Origin of the sequence: Oceanobacillus sp. HCA-5259, from assembly GCF_037892815.1 — a bacterium.
In the GTDB taxonomy this organism is placed as follows: domain Bacteria; phylum Bacillota; class Bacilli; order Bacillales; family Amphibacillaceae; genus Oceanobacillus; species Oceanobacillus indicireducens.
Window position 1 is genome coordinate 1 of the sequence record NZ_JBBKBV010000050.1, and the last position, 19,969, is coordinate 19,969.

20 protein-coding genes and 1 pseudogene are annotated in these 19,969 nt (G+C 38.3%); 15 read left to right on the forward strand and 6 right to left on the reverse strand.

From position 1 onward, the window contains the following. Positions 1-23 precede the first annotated feature (23 nt). Entirely contained in the window at positions 24-575 is a 552-nt protein-coding gene (locus WKU33_RS17670) for a helix-turn-helix domain-containing protein (RefSeq protein WP_336252820.1), read from the forward strand. A gap of 338 nt (positions 576-913) precedes the next feature. On the opposite strand, the gene WKU33_RS17675 is transcribed toward WKU33_RS17670, so the two are convergent. The 3 genes and pseudogenes from WKU33_RS17675 to WKU33_RS17685 all read right to left on the reverse strand — a co-directional run bounded on the left by WKU33_RS17675 (position 914) and on the right by WKU33_RS17685 (position 2,584). Next, complete coding sequence (locus tag WKU33_RS17675) at positions 914-1,159, reverse strand: DUF896 domain-containing protein (protein WP_340455883.1); 246 nt, start codon at positions 1,157-1,159, stop codon at positions 914-916. Next, positions 1,148-2,086, reverse strand: a pseudogene (locus tag WKU33_RS17680) (ring-cleaving dioxygenase); the annotation flags it as partial. The gene WKU33_RS17675 and the pseudogene WKU33_RS17680, both read right to left, overlap by 12 nt. Before the next feature lie 54 nt (positions 2,087-2,140). Next, entirely contained in the window at positions 2,141-2,584 is a 444-nt protein-coding gene (locus WKU33_RS17685; protein WP_156857438.1) for a MarR family winged helix-turn-helix transcriptional regulator, read from the reverse strand. A 288-nt stretch (positions 2,585-2,872) separates the two neighbouring features. Here WKU33_RS17685 and WKU33_RS17690 point away from each other — a divergent pair, with 288 nt between their 5' ends. The 3 genes from WKU33_RS17690 to WKU33_RS17700 are packed head-to-tail and all read left to right on the forward strand — an operon-like array spanning position 2,873 to position 5,305. Continuing rightward, positions 2,873-3,643: a MerR family transcriptional regulator gene (locus tag WKU33_RS17690; RefSeq protein WP_156857439.1), complete on the forward strand. Its 771-nt coding sequence runs from the start codon at positions 2,873-2,875 to the stop codon at positions 3,641-3,643. Continuing rightward, positions 3,636-4,550, forward strand: coding sequence for an ABC transporter ATP-binding protein (locus tag WKU33_RS17695; protein ID WP_156857440.1), 915 nt, complete (start codon positions 3,636-3,638; stop codon positions 4,548-4,550). The genes WKU33_RS17690 and WKU33_RS17695 overlap by 8 nt, the downstream gene beginning before the upstream one ends. Then, the gene (locus WKU33_RS17700; RefSeq protein WP_156857441.1) at positions 4,547-5,305 is read left to right on the forward strand and encodes a hypothetical protein; all 759 of its coding nucleotides are present in this window, start codon (positions 4,547-4,549) and stop codon (positions 5,303-5,305) included. Before WKU33_RS17695 ends, WKU33_RS17700 begins: the two co-directional genes overlap by 4 nt. A 304-nt stretch (positions 5,306-5,609) precedes the next feature. Here WKU33_RS17700 and WKU33_RS17705 read toward each other — a convergent pair whose 3' ends face one another. Further along, positions 5,610-6,023: a MarR family winged helix-turn-helix transcriptional regulator gene (locus WKU33_RS17705; RefSeq protein WP_336252130.1), complete on the reverse strand. Its 414-nt coding sequence runs from the start codon at positions 6,021-6,023 to the stop codon at positions 5,610-5,612. Between the two features lie 93 nt (positions 6,024-6,116). Between WKU33_RS17705 and WKU33_RS17710 the strand changes: the two genes are divergently transcribed. Beyond that, complete coding sequence (locus tag WKU33_RS17710) at positions 6,117-7,163, forward strand: NADH:flavin oxidoreductase/NADH oxidase (protein WP_340455865.1); 1,047 nt, start codon at positions 6,117-6,119, stop codon at positions 7,161-7,163. A 110-nt stretch (positions 7,164-7,273) separates the two neighbouring features. Continuing rightward, the gene (locus tag WKU33_RS17715; protein ID WP_340455867.1) at positions 7,274-7,822 is read left to right on the forward strand and encodes a short-chain dehydrogenase; all 549 of its coding nucleotides are present in this window, start codon (positions 7,274-7,276) and stop codon (positions 7,820-7,822) included. On the opposite strand, the gene WKU33_RS17720 is transcribed toward WKU33_RS17715, so the two are convergent. Beyond that, on the reverse strand, positions 7,819-8,301 hold the full coding sequence (locus WKU33_RS17720) for a GNAT family N-acetyltransferase (RefSeq protein ID WP_340455869.1): 483 nt from the start codon (positions 8,299-8,301) through the stop codon (positions 7,819-7,821). The genes WKU33_RS17715 and WKU33_RS17720 overlap by 4 nt on opposite strands. Positions 8,302-8,491: 190 nt before the next feature. On the opposite strand from WKU33_RS17720, the gene nagB reads away from it, so the two are divergent. The 6 genes from nagB to ptsP all read left to right on the forward strand — a co-directional run bounded on the left by nagB (position 8,492) and on the right by ptsP (position 16,363). Then, a complete protein-coding gene (nagB, locus tag WKU33_RS17725) occupies positions 8,492-9,226 on the forward strand; it encodes a glucosamine-6-phosphate deaminase (protein ID WP_340455871.1) in 735 nt (244 codons plus the stop codon). 220 nt (positions 9,227-9,446) lie between these two features. Further along, complete coding sequence (locus WKU33_RS17730; RefSeq protein ID WP_340455873.1) at positions 9,447-10,892, forward strand: PTS mannitol transporter subunit IICB; 1,446 nt, start codon at positions 9,447-9,449, stop codon at positions 10,890-10,892. Positions 10,893-10,908: 16 nt separating this feature from the next. Next, on the forward strand, positions 10,909-12,963 hold the full coding sequence (locus WKU33_RS17735; RefSeq protein ID WP_340455874.1) for a BglG family transcription antiterminator: 2,055 nt from the start codon (positions 10,909-10,911) through the stop codon (positions 12,961-12,963). A gap of 49 nt (positions 12,964-13,012) precedes the next feature. Continuing rightward, positions 13,013-13,450 (forward strand): PTS sugar transporter subunit IIA, encoded by a 438-nt coding sequence (locus WKU33_RS17740; RefSeq protein ID WP_156855262.1) that lies wholly within the window; start codon positions 13,013-13,015, stop codon positions 13,448-13,450. Then, positions 13,451-14,602, forward strand: a complete 1,152-nt coding sequence (locus tag WKU33_RS17745) for a mannitol-1-phosphate 5-dehydrogenase (RefSeq protein WP_340455875.1) — start codon at positions 13,451-13,453, stop codon at positions 14,600-14,602. 39 nt (positions 14,603-14,641) lie between these two features. Continuing rightward, positions 14,642-16,363 carry a phosphoenolpyruvate--protein phosphotransferase gene (gene ptsP, locus WKU33_RS17750; RefSeq protein ID WP_340455876.1) on the forward strand — a complete coding sequence of 574 codons (1,722 nt, stop codon included), beginning with the start codon at positions 14,642-14,644 and terminating at the stop codon, positions 16,361-16,363. Positions 16,364-17,122: 759 nt separating this feature from the next. Here ptsP and WKU33_RS17755 read toward each other — a convergent pair. Next, positions 17,123-17,485, reverse strand: coding sequence for a DUF2200 domain-containing protein (locus WKU33_RS17755; protein ID WP_340455877.1), 363 nt, complete (start codon positions 17,483-17,485; stop codon positions 17,123-17,125). Positions 17,486-17,783: 298 nt separating this feature from the next. Between WKU33_RS17755 and WKU33_RS17760 the strand changes: the two genes are divergently transcribed. The 3 genes from WKU33_RS17760 to WKU33_RS17770 are packed head-to-tail and all read left to right on the forward strand — an operon-like array spanning position 17,784 to position 19,858. Beyond that, positions 17,784-18,206: a DUF4064 domain-containing protein gene (locus WKU33_RS17760; protein WP_340455878.1), complete on the forward strand. Its 423-nt coding sequence runs from the start codon at positions 17,784-17,786 to the stop codon at positions 18,204-18,206. 33 nt (positions 18,207-18,239) lie between these two features. Further along, the gene (locus WKU33_RS17765) at positions 18,240-18,929 is read left to right on the forward strand and encodes an ABC transporter permease (protein ID WP_340455879.1); all 690 of its coding nucleotides are present in this window, start codon (positions 18,240-18,242) and stop codon (positions 18,927-18,929) included. Continuing rightward, positions 18,929-19,858, forward strand: coding sequence for an ABC transporter ATP-binding protein (locus WKU33_RS17770; RefSeq protein ID WP_340455881.1), 930 nt, complete (start codon positions 18,929-18,931; stop codon positions 19,856-19,858). The genes WKU33_RS17765 and WKU33_RS17770 overlap by 1 nt, the downstream gene beginning before the upstream one ends. The last annotated feature ends 111 nt before the right edge of the window (positions 19,859-19,969 follow it).

Sequence of the window (19,969 nt, forward strand, 5' to 3'; positions counted from 1 at the left end):
TCAAAGAGTCAAGGAGATTTTGTATGGAATTCATTCAAGAAGTGATTGCAGACAATCTTGCTGAAATAAGAAAAGCAAGGGGATTAAGCTTTGACCAATTAGCCGAATTGACTGGTGTCAGTAAAGCAATGCTAGCTCAAATCGAAAGAGGCAAGTCCAATCCGACCGTCACTACACTTTGGAAAATCGCTAACGGGCTACAAGTATCTTTTTCAAGTTTTCTTAAGGAAAATGAGAAACCTAAAATCGAAAAAATAGACATGTCGAAGCTCAGTCCTGTCCTCGATGACGGAGGTAATTATCTTGTCTATTCCGTCTTTCCATTTCATCCGGAGAAGAAATTTGAAATTTTCACCGTAGAATTGCAGCCTGGTTTCAGTCACCAAGCAGAGAAGCATATTGGTGAAGAGTATATATTAATCCAACGCGGGACACTTACGATTGAGATTCATGATGAGGAATTTGAATTAAAGGCGCATGAAACCATTAAGTTTCCTGCAAATACAGTTCATGTCTATACAAACGCCACGGATGAGCTGGTCAGATTTTACACCGTTATTTTTTATCCGGAATGATCATAAGAATTTGAACCTCTCATGACTAAGTCACGAGTTTCTTGGGAAGAGAGCATACTTAATGAACGGTGGCATACACGATTTATAAGCAGTTTCTCTTATCGATCAAGCTAGCCTCGTGGTTTTTAATCTTCCTTTGTAAGTTATCATCTCATGCTTGACACCAAAAACTGCCAAAAACGTTGTTAAATCAATGTTTTTAGCGGTTTTTTCGATGGCAAAAATAGCGTACTATTTTCCATTGTAAAACTAAGCCGTAATAGAAAATCAAAAAAAGACAGGCCTTTATCCTTAGAGAGGGAAAAAGACTTGTCTTTTTTTATTAAAGAAATGTTCCGTTACCCTTTTGTTTCTTTCAAATTGCGAACCTTCTCAGGTGTTACATCCTGACCTAACGGGTCCATCACTTTCACCCCAGAAAATGTATCAAGTACTTGCCCGCGGATTGCTCGTAAATAACTTTCCCGAAGCACTTTCTGTTCAGCTTTTTCCTCATGAGTTAGCCCAGCTTCACGTTGCTTTTTAGCTAATTCATTAATTCTCGGTAAGATTTCAATTATGTTATTTTCCTCCTTTTCTTCAATTGGAGCTAGTTTTGCTTCAATCTCCGCTCGACGTTCTTCAAGAAACGGTGGTAAATCAAGTTGCTCGCCTAAGCTTTCGACATCACTATCCACCGTAAATCCTGGTTCATCCGTTGCTATTTCAAAAAGAATGCCGTTTGACTCTCGGAAATACAAGCTCTTGAAGTAGAACCGGTCAACAATACCTGACGAATGGAAACCTCTTTGTTTTACCTGTTCACTCCAATACTCTAGTTCTTCGTCATTTCGCACACGGATTGCCAAATGGTGAATACTGCCGCGACCTGGTCTTTCAGCAGGTCCATCCATATATTTCACAACAATTTCTCCAAAAGCTTCTCCTTCAACGGATTGAAAAATTGCTTCACTTTCATTCCGGATTACCTCTGTATAACCGAACATATCTGTAAGTGTATTTGCTAACTTTTCAAGTCGGCGTACAGTCATTTCAATCGGACCCATTCCTTGAATCTGATACTCTTTCGGAACATTTGATTTCTCCCATGTTTCCCAGTGGCCGATTCTTTCACTCGAAGCAAGCAACACGAGACGCAGTCCATCTGGATCTTCAAATTTTAATGCCGGGCGGTTCGCATATGTCCCTATTTCATCATGATATACGTCATATTTTTCAAAGCGTTCCTTCCAATAATGGAGGCTTTCCACTGATGGTACTAATAACCCGATTCTTGTGATCGCGTTTGTTCCACGGTACGTATGTCCTGACATCGGAATCTCAAAAAAGGTCAGTTCCGTACCCGGACTACCTGTCTTGTCTCCATAAAATAAATGATACATCGATGGATCATCTTGATTCACCGTTACTTTCACACGGCGTAAACCTAATATTTGTTTATAAAAGTGATTATTTTGACTGGCGTTCTTTGTAATCATCGAAATATGATGATGACCTGGTATGGTAAACATGTCAATCTCCTCCGTTTTTAAGTTTACTAGTCAACTGATAGCTAAAAAAATTGTTTATGCTTCATCTTCTAATTTTGCTTCGGTATGCTTCTGTAGTTTTGTCATTAATTTATATAATGTCTTCTGCTCTTCTTCTGTCAAACAACCATTCAGCATCGATGTTTGAAAATCAAGCTGATGGTGAAACACTTGCTGCATCTTCTCTTCCCCTTTATAGGTGAGGGAAATCCATTTCGTCTTCCAATCTTGCTTGCGCTGTATATAACCCTCTTGCTCTAGGCGAGTGAGCATGCGCGATATCCCACCTGGTGATACCGTTACCTTTGTGGCAAGATCACTTTGCATGATCGGCTGGTAAGTGGCTACCTGGTTTAACACATCGAATTGAGCAGCTGTAATATCGAATTGTTTTAGAAATTCATTTGATAATAGGTTACTTTGATGAGTAAATCGCGCAATCCGTAACCAGATTAAAGAACCCAACGTATTCTTTTTCAAATTGCCTCACTCCCTTTCGTCGCTATCACTTTACTACTCAACTGATTGAGATGCAAGGAATTTGTTTTGAATTAAATGTATTATTTTACGCGTAATCTACCTTTGGCATTTATAATCAAGTCCCCCCTTAATCAACCAATTTTTATCCTATATGGAGGAAAAGATGAGGATTTATATAGAGAAAGTGCAAATTATATCACAATACACAGCGTCATTAGCAATACTTTTTTTAAAAGTATTGCTAATGACGTTACGTAATGTGATTTAATTAATTCAGGGGGTTATGGAATGAAAGAAAAACGATATACTGTCGGTGAATTAGCAAAGTTATCTGGAGCAACGGTAAGAACCATTCAATACTACGATAGGATCAATTTACTTGTTGCACAGCGAGATAAGAATAAAAAACTAAGATACTATAACAAAAATGATTTAATGAGGCTCCAACAAATTTTATTCTATAAACGAATTGGCATGCCACTTAAAGAAATTAAAAATCACTTAACAAATTTCAATGATTTCTCTGATATGAAAAAGATTTTAAATAAACAGGTTGATATTCTATTCCAGCAAGAAATGGAAATTAAAATGAATATGATTATTATTGAGGTTGTCAAAAATTCCATTGAGATGAATCCCAATAAGGATATAGAGCCGATAATGAAGCTGATATGCGGCTTAAATAAACAAACTGTATTGGATTATGCAAATGTTGAATACGATGAACAAACTAAAAAGGTATTTCAAAGCAGAGATATTGACTATAGAGAGATTATAGATTTCTACTGGCAGTGGAAACAGCTTATTTTGGAAGCCGCTGCGTTAAAGCTAAACAGTGACCAATATGAAAGTGAAGCGGGATACCAATTGGGAGAAAAATGGGATATATTCATCAAAAACGCTACGGATGACCCTGACATACTGGCGGAATATGAAAGAGGCTCTGAGCTAAGCGACCAATGGCCAGAGGAAGATTTAATTTTATACAATTTTTCCAAAGGTTTCATTGAAGCAGCACATCGCTATTATCTTGAGAGGAAGGATGAAATAAATGATTAAAACAGACAATCTGACAAAAAAGTTCGGTGACAAAACAGCGGTTGATCATTTAAATTTAACTCTTCAGCCAGGAGCAGTTACAGGCTTCCTTGGACCTAATGGATCTGGTAAATCAACAACGATGAAAATGATCATTTCCCTCGTTCAACCTACACATGGAAAAGTAATAATTGACGGAAAAAAATACAGTGATTTTTCAGAACCAGTGAAAAGAATCGGAACATTAATTGACCCATCCGCATTAGATAAAAACTTTACTGCAGAACAACATCTGTCGATTATTGCAACAGCGGCAGGTATTGAAAAAAGTAGAATAGAAGAAATGCTGGAAGTAACTGGATTGGAAAGTGTAAAAAATAAAAAAGTGAAATCTTATTCGTTAGGGATGAAACAGCGCTTGGGTGTTGCAACTGCATTGATTGGCAATCCCGACACAATTATATTAGATGAGCCCTTTAACGGCCTAGATATAGACGGTATTAAATGGCTGCGTAAGCTTTTCAGACAACTTGCTGACCAAGGTAAAGCCGTTATTGTTTCCAGCCATTTAATGAGTGAAATACAAGCAGTTGCTGACCGGGTTATCATTATCGGACAGGGAAAGTTGCTAGCAGACATGACAATAAGGGAAATGAATGAAAAAAGTTTAAGTTCCTATGTTTATGTTGAAGCAAATGATATTGTTAAATTAAAAAGCGTACTACAGGAAAAACATGCTTTAATCAAACCTCATAACCCAGGTCTCGAAGTACGAAACTTAGAGGCAAGTGAAATCGGAAGGCTAGCTCATGATCATCACATTATCCTATTTCAACTAACAAAAGTAAATCCTTCTTTAGAAGACCTATTTACCGAAATAACCGATGGGAAAGTAGAATATGTTGCAAAAGGAGTTGAGACCAAATGAAAAACTTAATTAAGGCAGATTTCAAAAAAACATTCTTCCTTCCAAGCAATCGATACTTTCTGCTTTCAACCATTTGTTTGAGTACCTTACTGGGAATGATTTTTTTATTCACCACGAATGTTACACAAGGGAGAGTATTAATAGAGCTATCTAGTATGGAAGTTATTGATATAACATTACTTGGTATGGACGCTGCAGCAATAATGCTCGTTATATTTACTGCTAACTATATCAAAAAAGATTTAACTTCAGGAGCAGTTCATACAAACCTTGCAATTACTCCCGTTCGGCGAAATTATTTTCTTTCTAAAGTTTCATTTATATCCATTCTCGCCATTCTTACTAGCATTATATTAATACTACTTTTCTTGGCCATTGATCAGCTGGTATTATCAATGAATGATATGGGAGGCTTATCAATATTCGTTATAAATATTTTTACTAGGATTGTTGGTTCTGTCGTGATGGTATTATTCTACAGCCTATTAAGCGCGTCAGGTACTTTTTATCTACAATCCGCATTTGGGGGGGCAGCTTTTGCACTAAGCGTGATGTTCCTTCCAGCGCTCATTAAAATGTTTCCCGCCGATATTTCTAATATATTATTACCGCTTTTTCCCGAGGATGCATTATCCACACTCATCGATGTTTATTCTGCTGATGGGTCACTTTCCCAAGCAATATTAATACTATTATTATGGATCATTGTTTCAAGTCTAATAGGACAATGGAAATTTAAAAGAATTGATTACTAACTTTTCAAGGGGGAAGTTGCAGCAAAGCATAGCAGGCCCTTTCCATTTTTTACTCTATCTATTGCTAGGTATTCACCTTCCTGTCCCCTTGCTGCAATTATTCCCTTGATTTCAAATATTCAACGACAAATTTAGCTTGTTCTCCACCTTTGTCTACATGGAGGATTCTTAATTTTTAATTGCTCCTATAACGAGAATAATTATCATTATCAATATATTTCACTTAAATTCTTTGATAAAGAAAGCCGGAATCCTATGAGACCTGATTAGTCTATATTTGATAATTTCGAAACCACATCACTTTTCACTCAACAAGCCGCTTAATATTTATTATATCCTTCTCTACCATTCTCGATTGCAAGCTCTCATTAATCAGCATTTGCATTTCAGAAACAAGTTCTTCTCCCTTTTCTAGAAGCACAATAGCAACCGATCGTTTATCTTCCTTGTCCGCTTGCCGCTCCACCAAGGCACCATCCCGATATTTCTCCAGTCTTGTAACTAACCGTGATAACGCGCTATGACTGAGACCCACTTTCGGAACTAAATCCGATAATCTCATCTTTTTCTGTTCAGATTGCTGTAAATAATACATCAGATAAAACTCTTTTATTCCTATTTGATACTGATCATGAAGTGTATAATCAATTGCTTTTAATATGCGGTCATGATATTTTGTCAGTTTGATCCAAGCATGAAACAGTTCATTATGATCCATAAGAATAATCTCCTCTAAACATATTTATTGCACCTGCATATATTGTACGTTATATTATATGCATGCGCAAACAAATGAAAGGAGTTTTACATGATGAGTCAACTATTCAGCCCTTACACGGTTAAGAATTTAACATTAAAAAATCGGATTGTAATGGCACCAATGTGTCAATATTCCGTTACAAAAGAGGATGGGATCCCAAATGATTGGCATTTTGTCCACTACGTCTCACGAGCAGTTGGAGGAACTGCTCTCATCATAATGGAAATGACGAGTGTCACTCCCGAGGGTCGGATCACAGATAACGACCTTGGATTATGGTCAGATGAACATATTCCACATTACAAACGCCTTGTTCAAGCTATCAAAAAGCATGATGCCAAGGTTGGTATTCAAATTGCTCATGCTGGGAGAAAAGCGGAAGATGCAAAACAACCGGTAGGGCCTTCCAATATTCCAGTAGAAGTATTGCCAGAAGAAACTATGGATGGTGGACTAAAAGCCCCACGAGCTTTAACAACCGAAGAAGTAAAAGAAACGGTTCAGCAATTTAAGGAAGCTGCCGTGCGAGCAGTAAAAGCTGGATTTGATACGATTGAGTTACACGGTGCTCATGGCTATCTTATTCATCAATTCATGTCACCGAGCATTAATAATCGTACAGATGAGTATGGAAAAGATTTGGCTCTGTTCGGGGAAGAAATCGTTAAAGCAGTAAAAAGCGTAATACCTGCAGATATGCCCCTTCTTATGCGTATGTCTGCTGTAGAATATATCGATGGAGGATATGACTTAGATCATTCCATCGCGATTGCCAAGCGATTTAAAGAAGCAGGTGTTGATGTCTTTCACGTTTCTAGCGGTGGAGAAGGTCCTCCAGGTAAACGTAAACCATTAAACACCCCAGGCTATCAAGTTCCTTTCGCACGCGAATTCAAAAAACAATTGGACGTTCCAGTAATCGCAGTAGGTAATTTGAGCAATCCAGAACTGGCTGAAGCGACCGTTACTAATGGAGATGCAGAGCTCGTATCTATAGCAAGAGGGATGCTTAACGATCCTTATTGGGGATTACACGCAGAGAAAAAACTAACTCGGAAAGTAAGTCCACCGTTTCAATATGAGAGAGGAATAAGGTAGATATAAAATCTTATCATTACCCGTTCATGTGTCTGAACGGGTAATGATCCCCAATATCGCGGTGATACAACTTGATTTGAAAAAAATTAACTTAGAAGGAGCAGATTGGAATGAAACACGCACTAGTAGTCGGTGGAACAGGCATGTTATCAGACGTATCACTTTGGCTAGTGGATCAAGGTTACCACGTGTCCATCGTTGCTCGTAAGCCTGAACGGATGGAAGAACTAATGAGCAAGACTGTTTCAAGTGAAAAGATAACACCACTCTTCGTTAATTACAGAAATGAAGAGAAATTACAAGAAAAAATTAACGGTACAATTAAGAAAAATGGCAACATCAATATCGTAGTAGCATGGATTCATTCCATTGCCGAAAATGCCCTGCCAATAATCATAAATGAAGTCGCTAAAAGTCAAAATGAGTGGGAATTATTCCATATACTAGGCAGCAGTACAGACTTAGATGAAATCCAACAAAAGACGATTGTACCTAACAATTGTTTGTATCATCAAGTCCAACTGGGCTTTGTAATCGAGGGCAATCACTCTAGATGGTTAACTAACAAGGAAATTTCTAATGGTGTAATTGAAGCAATTAAAGGAAAAAGGCAAGTGCTCACGGTTGGCCAACTTGAACCCTGGGAAGACAGACCTTAACCAATTCGTCGTAAATAGCGCCCCTTCTGATCCAGCTGCCGAAAGCCACGAGCCTTATAAAAAGGGATGCCAAGTTCATTTCCCTCTTCAACAGATACATACTGTTCCCTTGCACCTTTTTCTACATGTTCCATCGTAAATGCCTCGAGTAGCCTTGCACCAATACCTTGATATCTATAGTTTTCATCTACATAGAAAACAAATATCTCACTGACACTTGGACCTGTCATCACCCCTCCGATTGTCCCAGCAACTTCTCCATCCACCAATGCGACGTGCGTGTATGCACCTTGAACAATATCTTCAAGAACCCGTTCATGGTTATACCAATGTTCTACATTTTTAGCTTGGTATTCCTCATCATAAATACCTTGAACCGTTTGCCGCCAGCCAATGGAACAGATTCTACTTATCTCTTCCGTATGTTCTGGAGCTGCTTTAATAATTGAAATATTAATCGTTAACCCCTCCCGTATCATAATCTTACTAACTCATTTCTTTTATCATACATCAACTTCATTGTGAATATCTACACAAATTCCTGAAATTGACACACTTTATCAATTTCAAAAGTGTTAAACTTAATGTACCAATATGGTTGTTTCATGACCATATCAATCTTAACGTCATCTATCTAAGATGCGCGTTTCCTACAAGGAGAGTAAAAAGATGAAAATCATTCAAGTAAAAGATTATGATGCATTGAGCGAGAGGGCTTGTTCTTTCCTCGTTGAAAGAATCAATGAACTCGAAAATCCTGTATTAGGATTAGCTACCGGCTCGACTCCTGAAGGGCTTTACAAACAAATAATTAAGAAATATAACCAAGGCAAGGTTTCCTTTCAGGAGGTAAAGACATTTAACCTCGATGAATATGTCGGCATCGAAAAAAACGATCCAAACAGCTATTATTATTTTATGAAAGATAAATTATTCGATCATATTAATATCTCATTAGATAATGTCCGGATTCCCAATGGAGTTGCTCCAGATTTACAGCAAGAATGCGAAGAATATGAAGAAGCCATCCAGGCTGCAGGGGGAATCGATATTCAAGTACTAGGAATTGGTGCAAACGGCCATATCGGCTTCAATGAACCTGGTACACCATTTACTTGCAGAACCCAAGTTGCTAATTTGGAAGCATCGACCATTGAGGCAAATTCACGCTTCTTTCACTCTATTGACGAAGTGCCCACTCAGGCAATCTCCATGGGAATTGAAACGATCATGGAAAGTAAAGAAATACTTCTGCTTATTTCTGGTGAAAATAAAGCAGAAGCCTTGGCAACCTTACTCACTTGTGACGTAACAGAAGAAGTCCCAGCGTCCGTCTTGAAAAAACATCCAAACGTAACGATTATTGCGGACGAAGCAGCTTATTCAATGATGAATCAATTATAAGAAGGAGAATAAGCACCTTGGCTTAGTAAGCCATAGGTGCTTATTTTGTATTCTCAAGCTTATCTTATCACTCAAAATGGGCATAGTAACAACAGAGACAACCAATTCAAATGATGGCAACAAGTCCCTTGCCAAAGTTATGTTTAGATTCCATTGAGTAGTGCGAACAAATTACTTTAGAATAAAAGTATAAGATATTACTTTAAAGGGAGTGTGAAAAATGGCTGAACAGAAGGGCATTCGAGCAAAAGCGCAACAGTTCGGTAGTTATTTAAGCGGAATGATCATGCCGAACATCGGTGCATTTATTGCTTGGGGGATTATAACGGCTTTATTTATTGAAGATGGTTGGTTGCCAAATGCACAATTGGCAACAATGGTTGACCCGATGCTGCGCTACTTATTGCCATTATTGATAGGGTTTACAGGCGGTCGGATGGTCTATGACATACGTGGTGGAATTGTTGGTGCTACGGCTACGATGGGAGTTATCGTCGGAGCGGATATTCCAATGTTCCTCGGTGCTATGGTTATGGGACCACTTGCCGGCTATTTAATGAAGAAAATAGATGATCTCTTCCAGGCGAAGATTCGTCAAGGGTTTGAGATGCTTTACAATAACTTCTCTGCTGGTATTTTGGCAGCACTACTTGCGATTGTTGCTGTCTATGCAATTGGACCAGTAGTTGAAGGATTGAACACAATGCTTGCAGCAGGGGTCGGAGTGATTATTAATGCAGGGTTATTACCACTTGCCAACATCATTATTGAACCTGCGAAAATTTTATTCTTGAATAATGCAATTAACCACGGGATATTAAGTCCTATTGGTGCGGATCAGGCGAGTGAAGTTGGGAAATCAATACTATTCTTACTGGAGGCAAATCCTGGTCCGGGTATCGGGATACTGCTCGCATTCATGATTTTTGGTAAAGGTGCTTCCAAGAGTTCTGCACCAGGAGCAGCAATCATTCAGTTCTTCGGTGGGATACATGAAATTTATTTCCCTTACGTATTGATGAAACCTATTCTAATTCTTGCAGTAATCGCTGGTGGTGTGAGCGGTGTGTTCATGTTCCAGCTGTTTAGTGCAGGATTAGTTGCCCCTTCATCACCTGGTAGTATTTTCGCGGTCCTTGCGATGACGGCACAAGACAGTTATCTTGGTGTAATCTTAGGTGTTCTAGTGGCAGCTGCTGTTACCTTTGTTATTGCTGCTATCATTTTAAAATCAAGCAAGACAGAAACGGACAGCTTGGCAGAAGCTGCAGGTAAAATGGAAGAAATGAAAGGGAAGAAGAGCTCTGTTACAGGTGCTTTGAACCAAGATGAAGAAGAAAATGAAGACATTATAAAAACAGTCACCATCCAAAAGAAAAAACCAGAACAAATCGATAAAATTATTTTCGCCTGTGATGCTGGTATGGGCTCAAGCGCAATGGGTGCATCCCTTCTAAAAAATAAATTCAAGAAGGCAGATATCGATATTATCGTAACGAATAAAGCAATTAATGACATCCCGGATGATGCAGATATTGTCATCACCCATAAGGATTTGACGGATCGTGCGAAGAATAAGCTTCCAACGGCTGAACATATTTCCGTAGATAATTTCTTGAGCAGCCCGAAATATGACGAGCTGGTAGAGCGCCTGAAAGATAATTAATGGGGGAGAATTCGCCTTGAGTATTACAGCGCGGGAAAGAAAAATCATTCTTTTCTTACTCCAAAAACAAGTACAAGTGACAGTAGGAGATCTTGCTGAAGCCCTTGATGTTAGCCCGCGGACGATTCACCGGGATTTAAAAGGTGTTGAAAAAATCCTTTTAAACCACCGGATGGAGCTTGATAAAAAGGCTGGTGTCGGGCTTCAAATCGTTGGTGAACAAGCAGATAAACAATTATTAGAACGGCTGCTTACAAGTATTAGTCCGAATGACTATACTCAAGAAGAAAGACAAGCAATGATTCTATCCATGTTGCTTGAAGCGAATGAGCCAGTGAAATTATTCACTCTTGCTCACGAATTGGATGTAACCATTGCGACAATCAGTAACGACTTGGATCAATTGGAAGCGGAATTAGAGAACTTTCACTTAACACTTACCCGTCGCAGAGGATATGGCGTGCAAATCGAAGGAGATGAAGCGAATAAGCGGTCCGCAATTACGCATTTAATTGCCAAATATGTGGACCCTTTCTCCTTCATTTCCCTACTAAAGGAAAACATCCAAAACAAACAGACGCCAACCATTTCCAACCGCTTATTGGGACTCGTCGATCCAGATAAATTACGAGTGATTGAAAAAATCGTGGAACAAGCAAGTACAAAGCTCCCCTATGAATTAGCCGATAGTGCACGCGTCGGTTTAGTTGTTCACCTTGCACTCGCAATCGAACGACTGCAAAAAGGGGATACGATTCAATTTGACCAGGCATATTTCGAACAGTTACAGGGTACAAAAGAATACAAGATAGCGGAAAAAATCATCAGCGAATTGGAAACAAGCTTGGAGATCAGCATCCCCAACGATGAGATCGGTTATATTACCATGCATTTAATGGGAGCGAAACTTCGCTCAGACCAACATGTTTTATTAGAAGTAGAGAACACAGGATTTGCCTATCAGGTTAAGCAGTTAATTGCTTATGTAAGTAAACAGATTCATGTGGATATGATGGGAAACAACCAATTACTAAATGATTTAGTCACCCATTTGAAACCGGCCATTTACCGGATTAATAAGCGGATGAAGATTATGAATCCAATGATCGAGCAGATTAAACATGACTACGATGATTTGTTTCATTTAATTGGAGAAGCGACGAGCGTCATCTTTCCCGATTTAGATTTCCCGGATGACGAAATTGGATTTATCGTCCTCCATTTTGCCGCTGCATTACTAAAAGATGAAAGGCAAAAGGCCCTTGTTATTTGCTCCAGTGGGATTGGCACGGCGAAAATCTTAGCAACTCAATTAATGAAACAAGTGCCGGAAATTAAGCAAATAGAAAACAAATCGATGTTCGATGTAGACGAGGAAGACTTGGATCAATACGATTTAATCATTTCAACGCTCCCCTTAAAAGAGTTGGAGGAAACCGATTATATCCTCGTTTCTCCAATGTTAAATCAATCGGAAGTCCAGCAGATTAAAAAGGCAATTCGCCAGCAGAGACTCGTTGTAAATAATGAAAAGCAAAAAAGTAATCCGAATTCGGTTTTGCAGTTAGAGGCAATCAAGCTTTATACCGAAACAATTCTTGACCTGCTCCATTCCTTCTATGTCGATGAACGGAATCACTCAGGATCAACATTACGAGCGATTTGTATCGATCTGGAAAAGCGGAAAAGAATAAAGAATAGCGAAACAATTCTTACCAAACTAATGGAAAGGGAGCAAGTTGGCGGGCTCGGGATACCAGATACGAGCTTGGCACTTTTCCATACACGCTCTAGAGACGTGCCTTCCATCCATTTTTCAATTTATGTGTTAGAAAATCCGCGACTAATGAGGGGAATGGACGGAAAAGAGATGGAAGTGAAACATATCCTAGTCATGCTTGCTCCCAAAGATATTCAGCAAGAACGTTTAGAAACACTAAGTTATTTAAGCAGCTTGCTCATCCAGGAAGACGAAGCAGTTCGTTTATTTGAATCTGCTGATGAAACGGCAATTAAGTTCTATTTAGCCGAGCGTTTTCAAATGTTTTTAAAGGATAAAAGGTTACTATAGTTTTTACCGAGCTTTTTGAACAATCTCTATGTAAGGAGTGGTGTTTACCATGGCAAAAGAAGTATTAGCAAAAGAAAATATTAAGTTGAATGTTTCATTAAACAATCAGGAAGAAGCGATTCGCTACACAGGTCAAATTTTAGTAGATAACGGCTATGTCGAACCTTCCTATATTGATAAAATGTTTGAACGGGAAGAATTAACATCGACCTTTATGGGGAACTTCGTCGCTATTCCACATGGTACAGAAGATGCGAAGTCATTAGTGAAAGAATCGGGCTTATCTGTCGTTACCATCCCGGAAGGTGTAGAGTATGGAGATGGCAACACGGTGAAAATCTTAATCGGTATTGCTGGTAAAGGAGACGAGCACTTAGACATTCTCTCCAATATCGCAATTGTGCTTTCCGACGAAGACAATATCCAATCGATTCTTAACGCAGCGTCAGAAGAAGAAATCATTCGTATCTTTGATGAGGTGAACTAAATGGAAGCAGTACATTTTGGTGCAGGCAATATTGGACGTGGTTTTATTGGTTTATTACTCCATCAAGCGGGATATCATACAACATTTGTTGATGTGAATGAAGCAGTGATTAAAGAAATCAATGAGAAAAAACAATACACCGTCGTACTAGCAGCAGAGGAAAGCGAATCCTTAACCGTTAAAAATATTTCCGGAATTAACAGTATCCAAGACCCGGGTAAAGTCATCCAGGCGATTGTCCATGCGGATATGATTACAACTGCTGTCGGGCCAAATGTATTGCCGATCATTGCTGAGCTCATCGCTAAGGGTTTAAAAGAGCGAGCTAAAACAACTAATCAACCGCTGAATATTATCGCCTGTGAAAACATGGTCGGTGGCACTTCCTTTTTAAAGGAGAAAGTTTACAACCACCTGACACAAGAAGAAAAGACAACAATTGATAACTTGTTCGGCTTCCCAGACGCAGCGGTGGACCGAATTGTACCGAACCAGAAACATGACAATTTACTCCAAGTTTCTGTAGAACCTTACTATGAATGGGTTGTTGAAGAACCTGCAATCAAAGGTACCAAGCCAGATGTTAATGGGATCACTTTCGTGGATGATCTCACCCCTTATATCGAACGTAAGCTATTCACGGTAAATTCTGGTCACGCAGCCGTCGCTTATGTCGGTCATCAAATGGGATATCAAACCATTACAGAAGCAATTAATGACGAAAAGGTACAAGAAATCATTAAAGGCGCATTGCATGAGTCAGGCGAAGCATTAATTCGAACATACGACTTTAACCGGGAAGAACATCAAGCTTATACTGAAAAAATTATCGGCCGCTTTATGAATCCATATATTTCAGATGAAATCACAAGAGTAGCAAGAGGTCCAATCCGTAAGCTAGGCGCGAGAGAACGACTTATTCGCCCGGCATCCATGTATATGGACGTAACTGGGAAAGAACCAACCTATCTCGCAAAAACAATCGCAGCAGCTCTCAAATTTACCAATGAACAAGATAATGAAGCAGTAAAGTTACAAAAGATGATTGCAGATCAGGGTGTCCAAGAAGCACTAAAAGAAGTTTCCGGATTGGAAGCGGGACATCCCTTGCTTAAAGTTATTTTAAACGCGTATAATGAAAAAGGAGACTAAATATAAGAAATTACGATAATTTATTCAGGGGTTGGTAAAATGAACATACAATTAAATGGAATTGCAGCATCACCTGGTATAGCGATTGCTAAAGCATATCAACTCGTAACACCAGACTTATCCTTTGAAAAAGTAACGACCGAAAATACGGAAGAAGAGATTAGTCGACTAGAACAAGCATTGGAAATTTCGAGAACGGAACTTGAGAAAATCAAAGAGCATACGGAAAATAAGCTTGGCGAGGATCATGCTGCGATTTTCTCTGCTCATCTCTTAATTTTAAATGACCCGGAATTAATTAATCCGATGAAAGAAAAAATCGAAACGGATAAGGTTATTGCAGCAACTGCTGTTGAAGAAGTATCCACGATGTTCATCGATATGTTCGAAAACATGGACAATGAGTATATGCGAGAACGTGCCGCAGATATTAAGGATGTTACGAAACGGGTCATGGCACATATACTTGGTGTCACCTTCCCGAACCCTGCATTGATTGACGAAGAGGTCGTCATTATCGCAGAGGACTTAACACCGTCCGACACGGCGCAATTGAATCGCGAGTTTGTTCAAGGATTCGCAACAGACATAGGTGGCCGGACTTCCCATTCTGCCATTATGGCGAGATCACTCGAAATACCTGCCGTTGTCGGAACGAAAAATATCACCGAATCCGTTTCACAAAATGACCTCATCATTATTGATGGACTAGAAGGTAATGTCATCGTCCATCCAACCGATGAGGAACTGGCAACATATAGAGAAAAGCAAGAGGCTTACGCGAAACAACGAGAAGAGTGGGCTAAATTAAAAGACGAGCCTACGATTACAAAAGACGGCGTCCAAGTCGAGCTTGCAGCGAATATTGGTACTCCAGATGACGTAGCAGGTGCACTTCATAACGGAGCAGAAGGTGTCGGCCTTTACCGGACTGAATTCCTATACATGGGTAAAAGTGAACTGCCATCTGAAGAGGAACAATTCGAAGCATATAAATCCGTGCTTGAACAGATGGGTGACAAACCAGTTGTCGTCCGTACGCTAGATATCGGGGGCGATAAAGAGCTGAACTACATGGATCTGCCGAAAGAATTAAACCCATTCCTAGGCTTCCGTGCAATTCGTTTCTGCCTGGAAAATGAAAATGTTTTCCGCCCGCAGTTACGTGCCCTCCTGCGGGCAAGTGCCTTTGGGAACTTAAAAATCATGTTCCCGATGATTGCAACACTGGAAGAATTCCGTCGGGCAAAAGGAATCCTACTTGATGAGAAGGAAAAGTTAGCAGCTGAAGGCATTAAAGTTGCCGAGAATATCGAAGTCGGAATTATGGTTGAAATTCCATCTACGGCTGTAACTGCTGCACAATTTGCCAAAGAAGTCGACTTCTTCAGTATTGGAACAAATGACCTTATCCAATATACAATGGCTGCTGACCGGATGAATGAACAAGTTTCTTATCTCTATCAACCGTACCATCCGGCAATCTTGAACTTAGTCAATAATGTGATTGAAGCAGCTCACAAAGAAGGTAAATGGGCCGGCATGTGCGGTGAAATGGCTGGAGATCCGATTGCCGTTCCGATTCTGTTAGGACTTGGACTAGATGAATTCAGCATGAGTGCAACATCCATCCTCCCTGCCCGGACACAATTAAGCAAACTCTCAAAAGAACAAATTGCTTCCCATAAGGAAGAATTGTTGACGATGGGTACGACGGATGAAGTTGTTGAATTTATTAATCAATTGGTGAACAAGGCTTAAAACACTTACATGAAATATGGGTACTGCATCTTCGGATATGCAGTACCTTTTTTAATTCATACAACTTTCCCAGTCTGAAACAGTAAGCCACCCTCCGGTATAATTAGTGAAGGTGATGGAGGAGTTCTAATCGAACGAAGGGAGTTGATTTCTATTTGTTCGCAGGATTAGAGGCCTTTTAATCAAACATATGAAGAGAATTCCAGATTGTTCGTGGGATTAAAGGCTGTCTAATTAAACGAATGAAGCTGATTCCAGATCGTTGGTGGGTTTAGAAGCTGGCTAATCAAACGAATGAAGAAGAACCCAGTTCGTTCGTGGGATTAAAGGTACGCTATTTACCCGTTCGAGTCAGATTTAAGTTTTTTAGGCTGAAAGATCTTATCAACATCTGAAAAATACTTACCCTGCTCCTTTTCGCGAGTTTATCAATGCGAAAGTTGAGTTAAATAACTTTAAACATTTAAATAAAGGAAGGAGAAAAAAGAAGCGATATCCTACCATCACAAGAGCACATACATAAACTTTTTCACACCAAGAATCGTAATGATCCTCCAGTGAAGAACCTTCTCAAAAAGATTTGGTAGCAATAATGGAGACAGCGGAAGAATTTGATTTGAATATATTCTCTTTGAACAGAATAGTGAGAACCGGCTGTCCAGAGTCGTTCAGGATGAGATTGGTGCGCAAGACTTAATCATTATAATAAACCCATGCTCCCTTTTTTATAGAAGGAGCATGGGTTATATTTAAAAACAATTAGAGCGGGGCTGGTGTCCGTAAAATCTTCTCCATCTTTTTCCCTTTCGCCAACTCATCAATCAGTTTATCCATATAGCGAATTTCCTGCATCAATGATTCCTCTATCTCTTCTACTCGAACTCCGCAAATGACACCTTTAATCAAAGAGCGCGAAGGATTCAACTTTGGGGCTTCCGCAAAGAATGTTTCAAAGTCCGTCTGTTTTTCGAGATGTGCTTCCAGTTCGTCTTGGCTATAGCCTGTCAGCCAGCGAATGATTTCATCGACCTCTTCCTTTGTGCGATCTTTTTTCTCTGCTTTCGTTATATAGTGGGGATATACACTTGAAAAGCTCATCGTATATATACGGTGTTTAGCCATTTACATTCTCCTCAGCTTTATATTTTCAATTATATTCTTAGTATCCTCAAAACAAACTCTAAATCCTCATCATCCAAGAATGATACCCAAAATGGTATTTCATTATTGTTCATTAGTATTACCACCCTCACATTTTTAATATAGCATGTTTTTTAACAAAATAAAAGTGGTTTTTATTAAGAAATTAAACTTTATTTATTTATTTTTAAATTAAATTAAAATTATAGTTGATTCATTGTTCAATTTTATGTTAAAGTGCAATTAAGATATTAAAAAATGAAACCCGGAGGCGAGAAAAATGAAACGCACTAGTGAAATTTTGTTTTCTGTAATAGGAATTATTTTGTTTAGCATTTTATTTGTGGGGAGTCTGATTTTATCTAACAGTATTCAAAACAATTCAGAAGCTAAAGAATTGGCACAGCAATTTCTATCTGATGAAAATATAATAGAAGTATCCGTCGAGCAGATAATTAAATTTTTGGAGAATGGGCTATTATATATCGGAGTCATTTCCCTTATATGTGTTATCTCAGGGATTATTTCAATCGTCTTACTTAAAAAAAATGAGAAACCTAATGTTGCAGGCAAACTTTTAATAACTACGGCAACACTTGGTGCAATACTTACATTATTTATAGGAATTCCGGCATGTTGCGGATATCTGATTGCAGGTATAAAAACAATTGCACGGAATCGAAAAATGGGGATATCGGCATAACGATACGCATTTGTAGAAAGGAGAGGAAATTATATGTTTGCAATAACAATGAGAGAATTTAAATCACTATTTAAAAGTACGAGATCAATCATCATTATTATTTTTATTTTTGGAATTACAACCGGATCTGCTAAGCTTATAAGTCAATTTAAGGCGCAGTTGATGGATTTAGGATTGGGAGATAATGCATATGTTGGTGGATTAATGATACTACTTTTTATGGCATCTCCCCTTTTCGTTACCAGCATTTCCAACAGCATCGTCAATAAGGAAATTGATTCTAAAACAATCAGATTTTTAGCAACTAAAACTTCCAGGCATAATATAATTTTGGGGAAATTCTTAGGGAATGTTTTGTTTTGGTTTCTTTGTTTAATGATTGCTTTATTGTTGATTATTCCTTTTTCTAAGGCATTTTATTTTTCAGAGTTCCTTCAAAGCATCATTTACGTGTCTTATTTCATTGGTTTAACAATATTTCTGTCAACAATAATCAGAAACCCTTCCTTGACTATGTTTTTAGGGATCACTATTTCTATCATTTTACCAATCTTAGGTATCTGGGGAATATTTTCAGAAAACCTATTAATTAAGTTTATTTCTTATCTCACTCCCTATTTCTACTATACGCATGAAAATACGTTCTACACTTATTTTGTTTTAATTTTTACTTTTACATATTTGATGTTAAGTTTAATTGTATTCAAAAGGAGAGATTTATAATGATAGCACTCAGCACTAGGAATTTGACTAAAAGGTACGGAAATAAGACAGTTGTTAATAGTGTAAATCTAGAAATAGAAAAAGGCAGTATTTTTGGCTTTTTAGGAAAGAATGGAGCTGGTAAATCTACTTTTATTAATATGATTACAGGATTAACCATGCCAACATCCGGTTCCTTTGAAATTTTAGGAGAAGAAGGGGGTTCTTTCCAAAAGGTACGTCATCGTATTGGTGTGTTACCGGATTATTCTACTTTCTATGAGAATTACACAGCTTTAGAACACCTTAAATACTATAGTAAAATTTTACGTCTATCTTTAACTACAAACGAGCTAAAAGATGTTTTGAGACAGGTAGAATTGGGAGATGCAATTAATCTAAAAACAAAAAGTTTCTCGTTTGGAATGAAAAAGAAACTGGGACTTGCACAAGCTTTAATAAATAAACCAGATCTCTTATTTTTAGATGAACCAACGTCCGGTGTCGATGCTAATTCAATTTTAAATATCCATTCTCTGATTAAAGAAGTTTCCGCCCAGGGTACAACCATATTTTTGACATCTCACAACTTAGATGAAGTTGAAAAATTATGTGATGATATTGCCATTATGAACAAAGGAATTATCCAGACTAAAGGAAGTATGCAACAATTAAGGAAACAATATCAAGATAATATCTCTGTTTATATTAAACACGATTCAATTTCAGAAACTAAACAAAATAAATTGCGAAGCGAAATCAGTTTATTAGTAAAAAACATCAAGGTTGCTGCTGATTGTTCAGAATTTTACGTTGAGGATGAAAGTGTTATACCTAAAATTAATAAATATTTAGTAGGCGAAAATATTAATGTATACAGATTAGAGGTAGAAGAACCCTCTTTAGAAGAAATATTTTTAAACTTGGGAGAAGAGAAATTTAGTGCTTAGTTATCGTATTAGATACATTCAATTGGTTTGGTGGTCTACGCATTACAACTTATTGTACATTTATCCGTCAAGTTTATACATTAGTCGTTTTTAGATAACTGAAAAGGAGAG

Bases quoted from the DNA above. Each gene is read 5' to 3' on its own strand.
- WKU33_RS17670 (WP_336252820.1), top strand. From the start codon at position 24: ATGGAATTCATTCAAGAAGTGATTGCAGACAATCTTGCTGAAATAAGA.
- WKU33_RS17690 (WP_156857439.1), top strand. From the start codon at position 2,873: ATGAAAGAAAAACGATATACTGTCGGTGAATTAGCAAAGTTATCTGGA.
- WKU33_RS17695 (WP_156857440.1), top strand. From the start codon at position 3,636: ATGATTAAAACAGACAATCTGACAAAAAAGTTCGGTGACAAAACAGCG.
- WKU33_RS17700 (WP_156857441.1), top strand. From the start codon at position 4,547: ATGAAAAACTTAATTAAGGCAGATTTCAAAAAAACATTCTTCCTTCCA.
- WKU33_RS17705 (WP_336252130.1), bottom strand. From the start codon at position 6,023: ATGGATCATAATGAACTGTTTCATGCTTGGATCAAACTGACAAAATAT.
- WKU33_RS17710 (WP_340455865.1), top strand. From the start codon at position 6,117: ATGAGTCAACTATTCAGCCCTTACACGGTTAAGAATTTAACATTAAAA.
- WKU33_RS17715 (WP_340455867.1), top strand. From the start codon at position 7,274: ATGAAACACGCACTAGTAGTCGGTGGAACAGGCATGTTATCAGACGTA.
- WKU33_RS17720 (WP_340455869.1), bottom strand. From the start codon at position 8,301: ATGATACGGGAGGGGTTAACGATTAATATTTCAATTATTAAAGCAGCT.
- nagB (WP_340455871.1), top strand. From the start codon at position 8,492: ATGAAAATCATTCAAGTAAAAGATTATGATGCATTGAGCGAGAGGGCT.
- WKU33_RS17730 (WP_340455873.1), top strand. From the start codon at position 9,447: ATGGCTGAACAGAAGGGCATTCGAGCAAAAGCGCAACAGTTCGGTAGT.
- WKU33_RS17740 (WP_156855262.1), top strand. From the start codon at position 13,013: ATGGCAAAAGAAGTATTAGCAAAAGAAAATATTAAGTTGAATGTTTCA.
- WKU33_RS17745 (WP_340455875.1), top strand. From the start codon at position 13,451: ATGGAAGCAGTACATTTTGGTGCAGGCAATATTGGACGTGGTTTTATT.
- ptsP (WP_340455876.1), top strand. From the start codon at position 14,642: ATGAACATACAATTAAATGGAATTGCAGCATCACCTGGTATAGCGATT.
- WKU33_RS17755 (WP_340455877.1), bottom strand. From the start codon at position 17,485: ATGGCTAAACACCGTATATATACGATGAGCTTTTCAAGTGTATATCCC.
- WKU33_RS17760 (WP_340455878.1), top strand. From the start codon at position 17,784: ATGAAACGCACTAGTGAAATTTTGTTTTCTGTAATAGGAATTATTTTG.
- WKU33_RS17765 (WP_340455879.1), top strand. From the start codon at position 18,240: ATGTTTGCAATAACAATGAGAGAATTTAAATCACTATTTAAAAGTACG.
- WKU33_RS17770 (WP_340455881.1), top strand. From the start codon at position 18,929: ATGATAGCACTCAGCACTAGGAATTTGACTAAAAGGTACGGAAATAAG.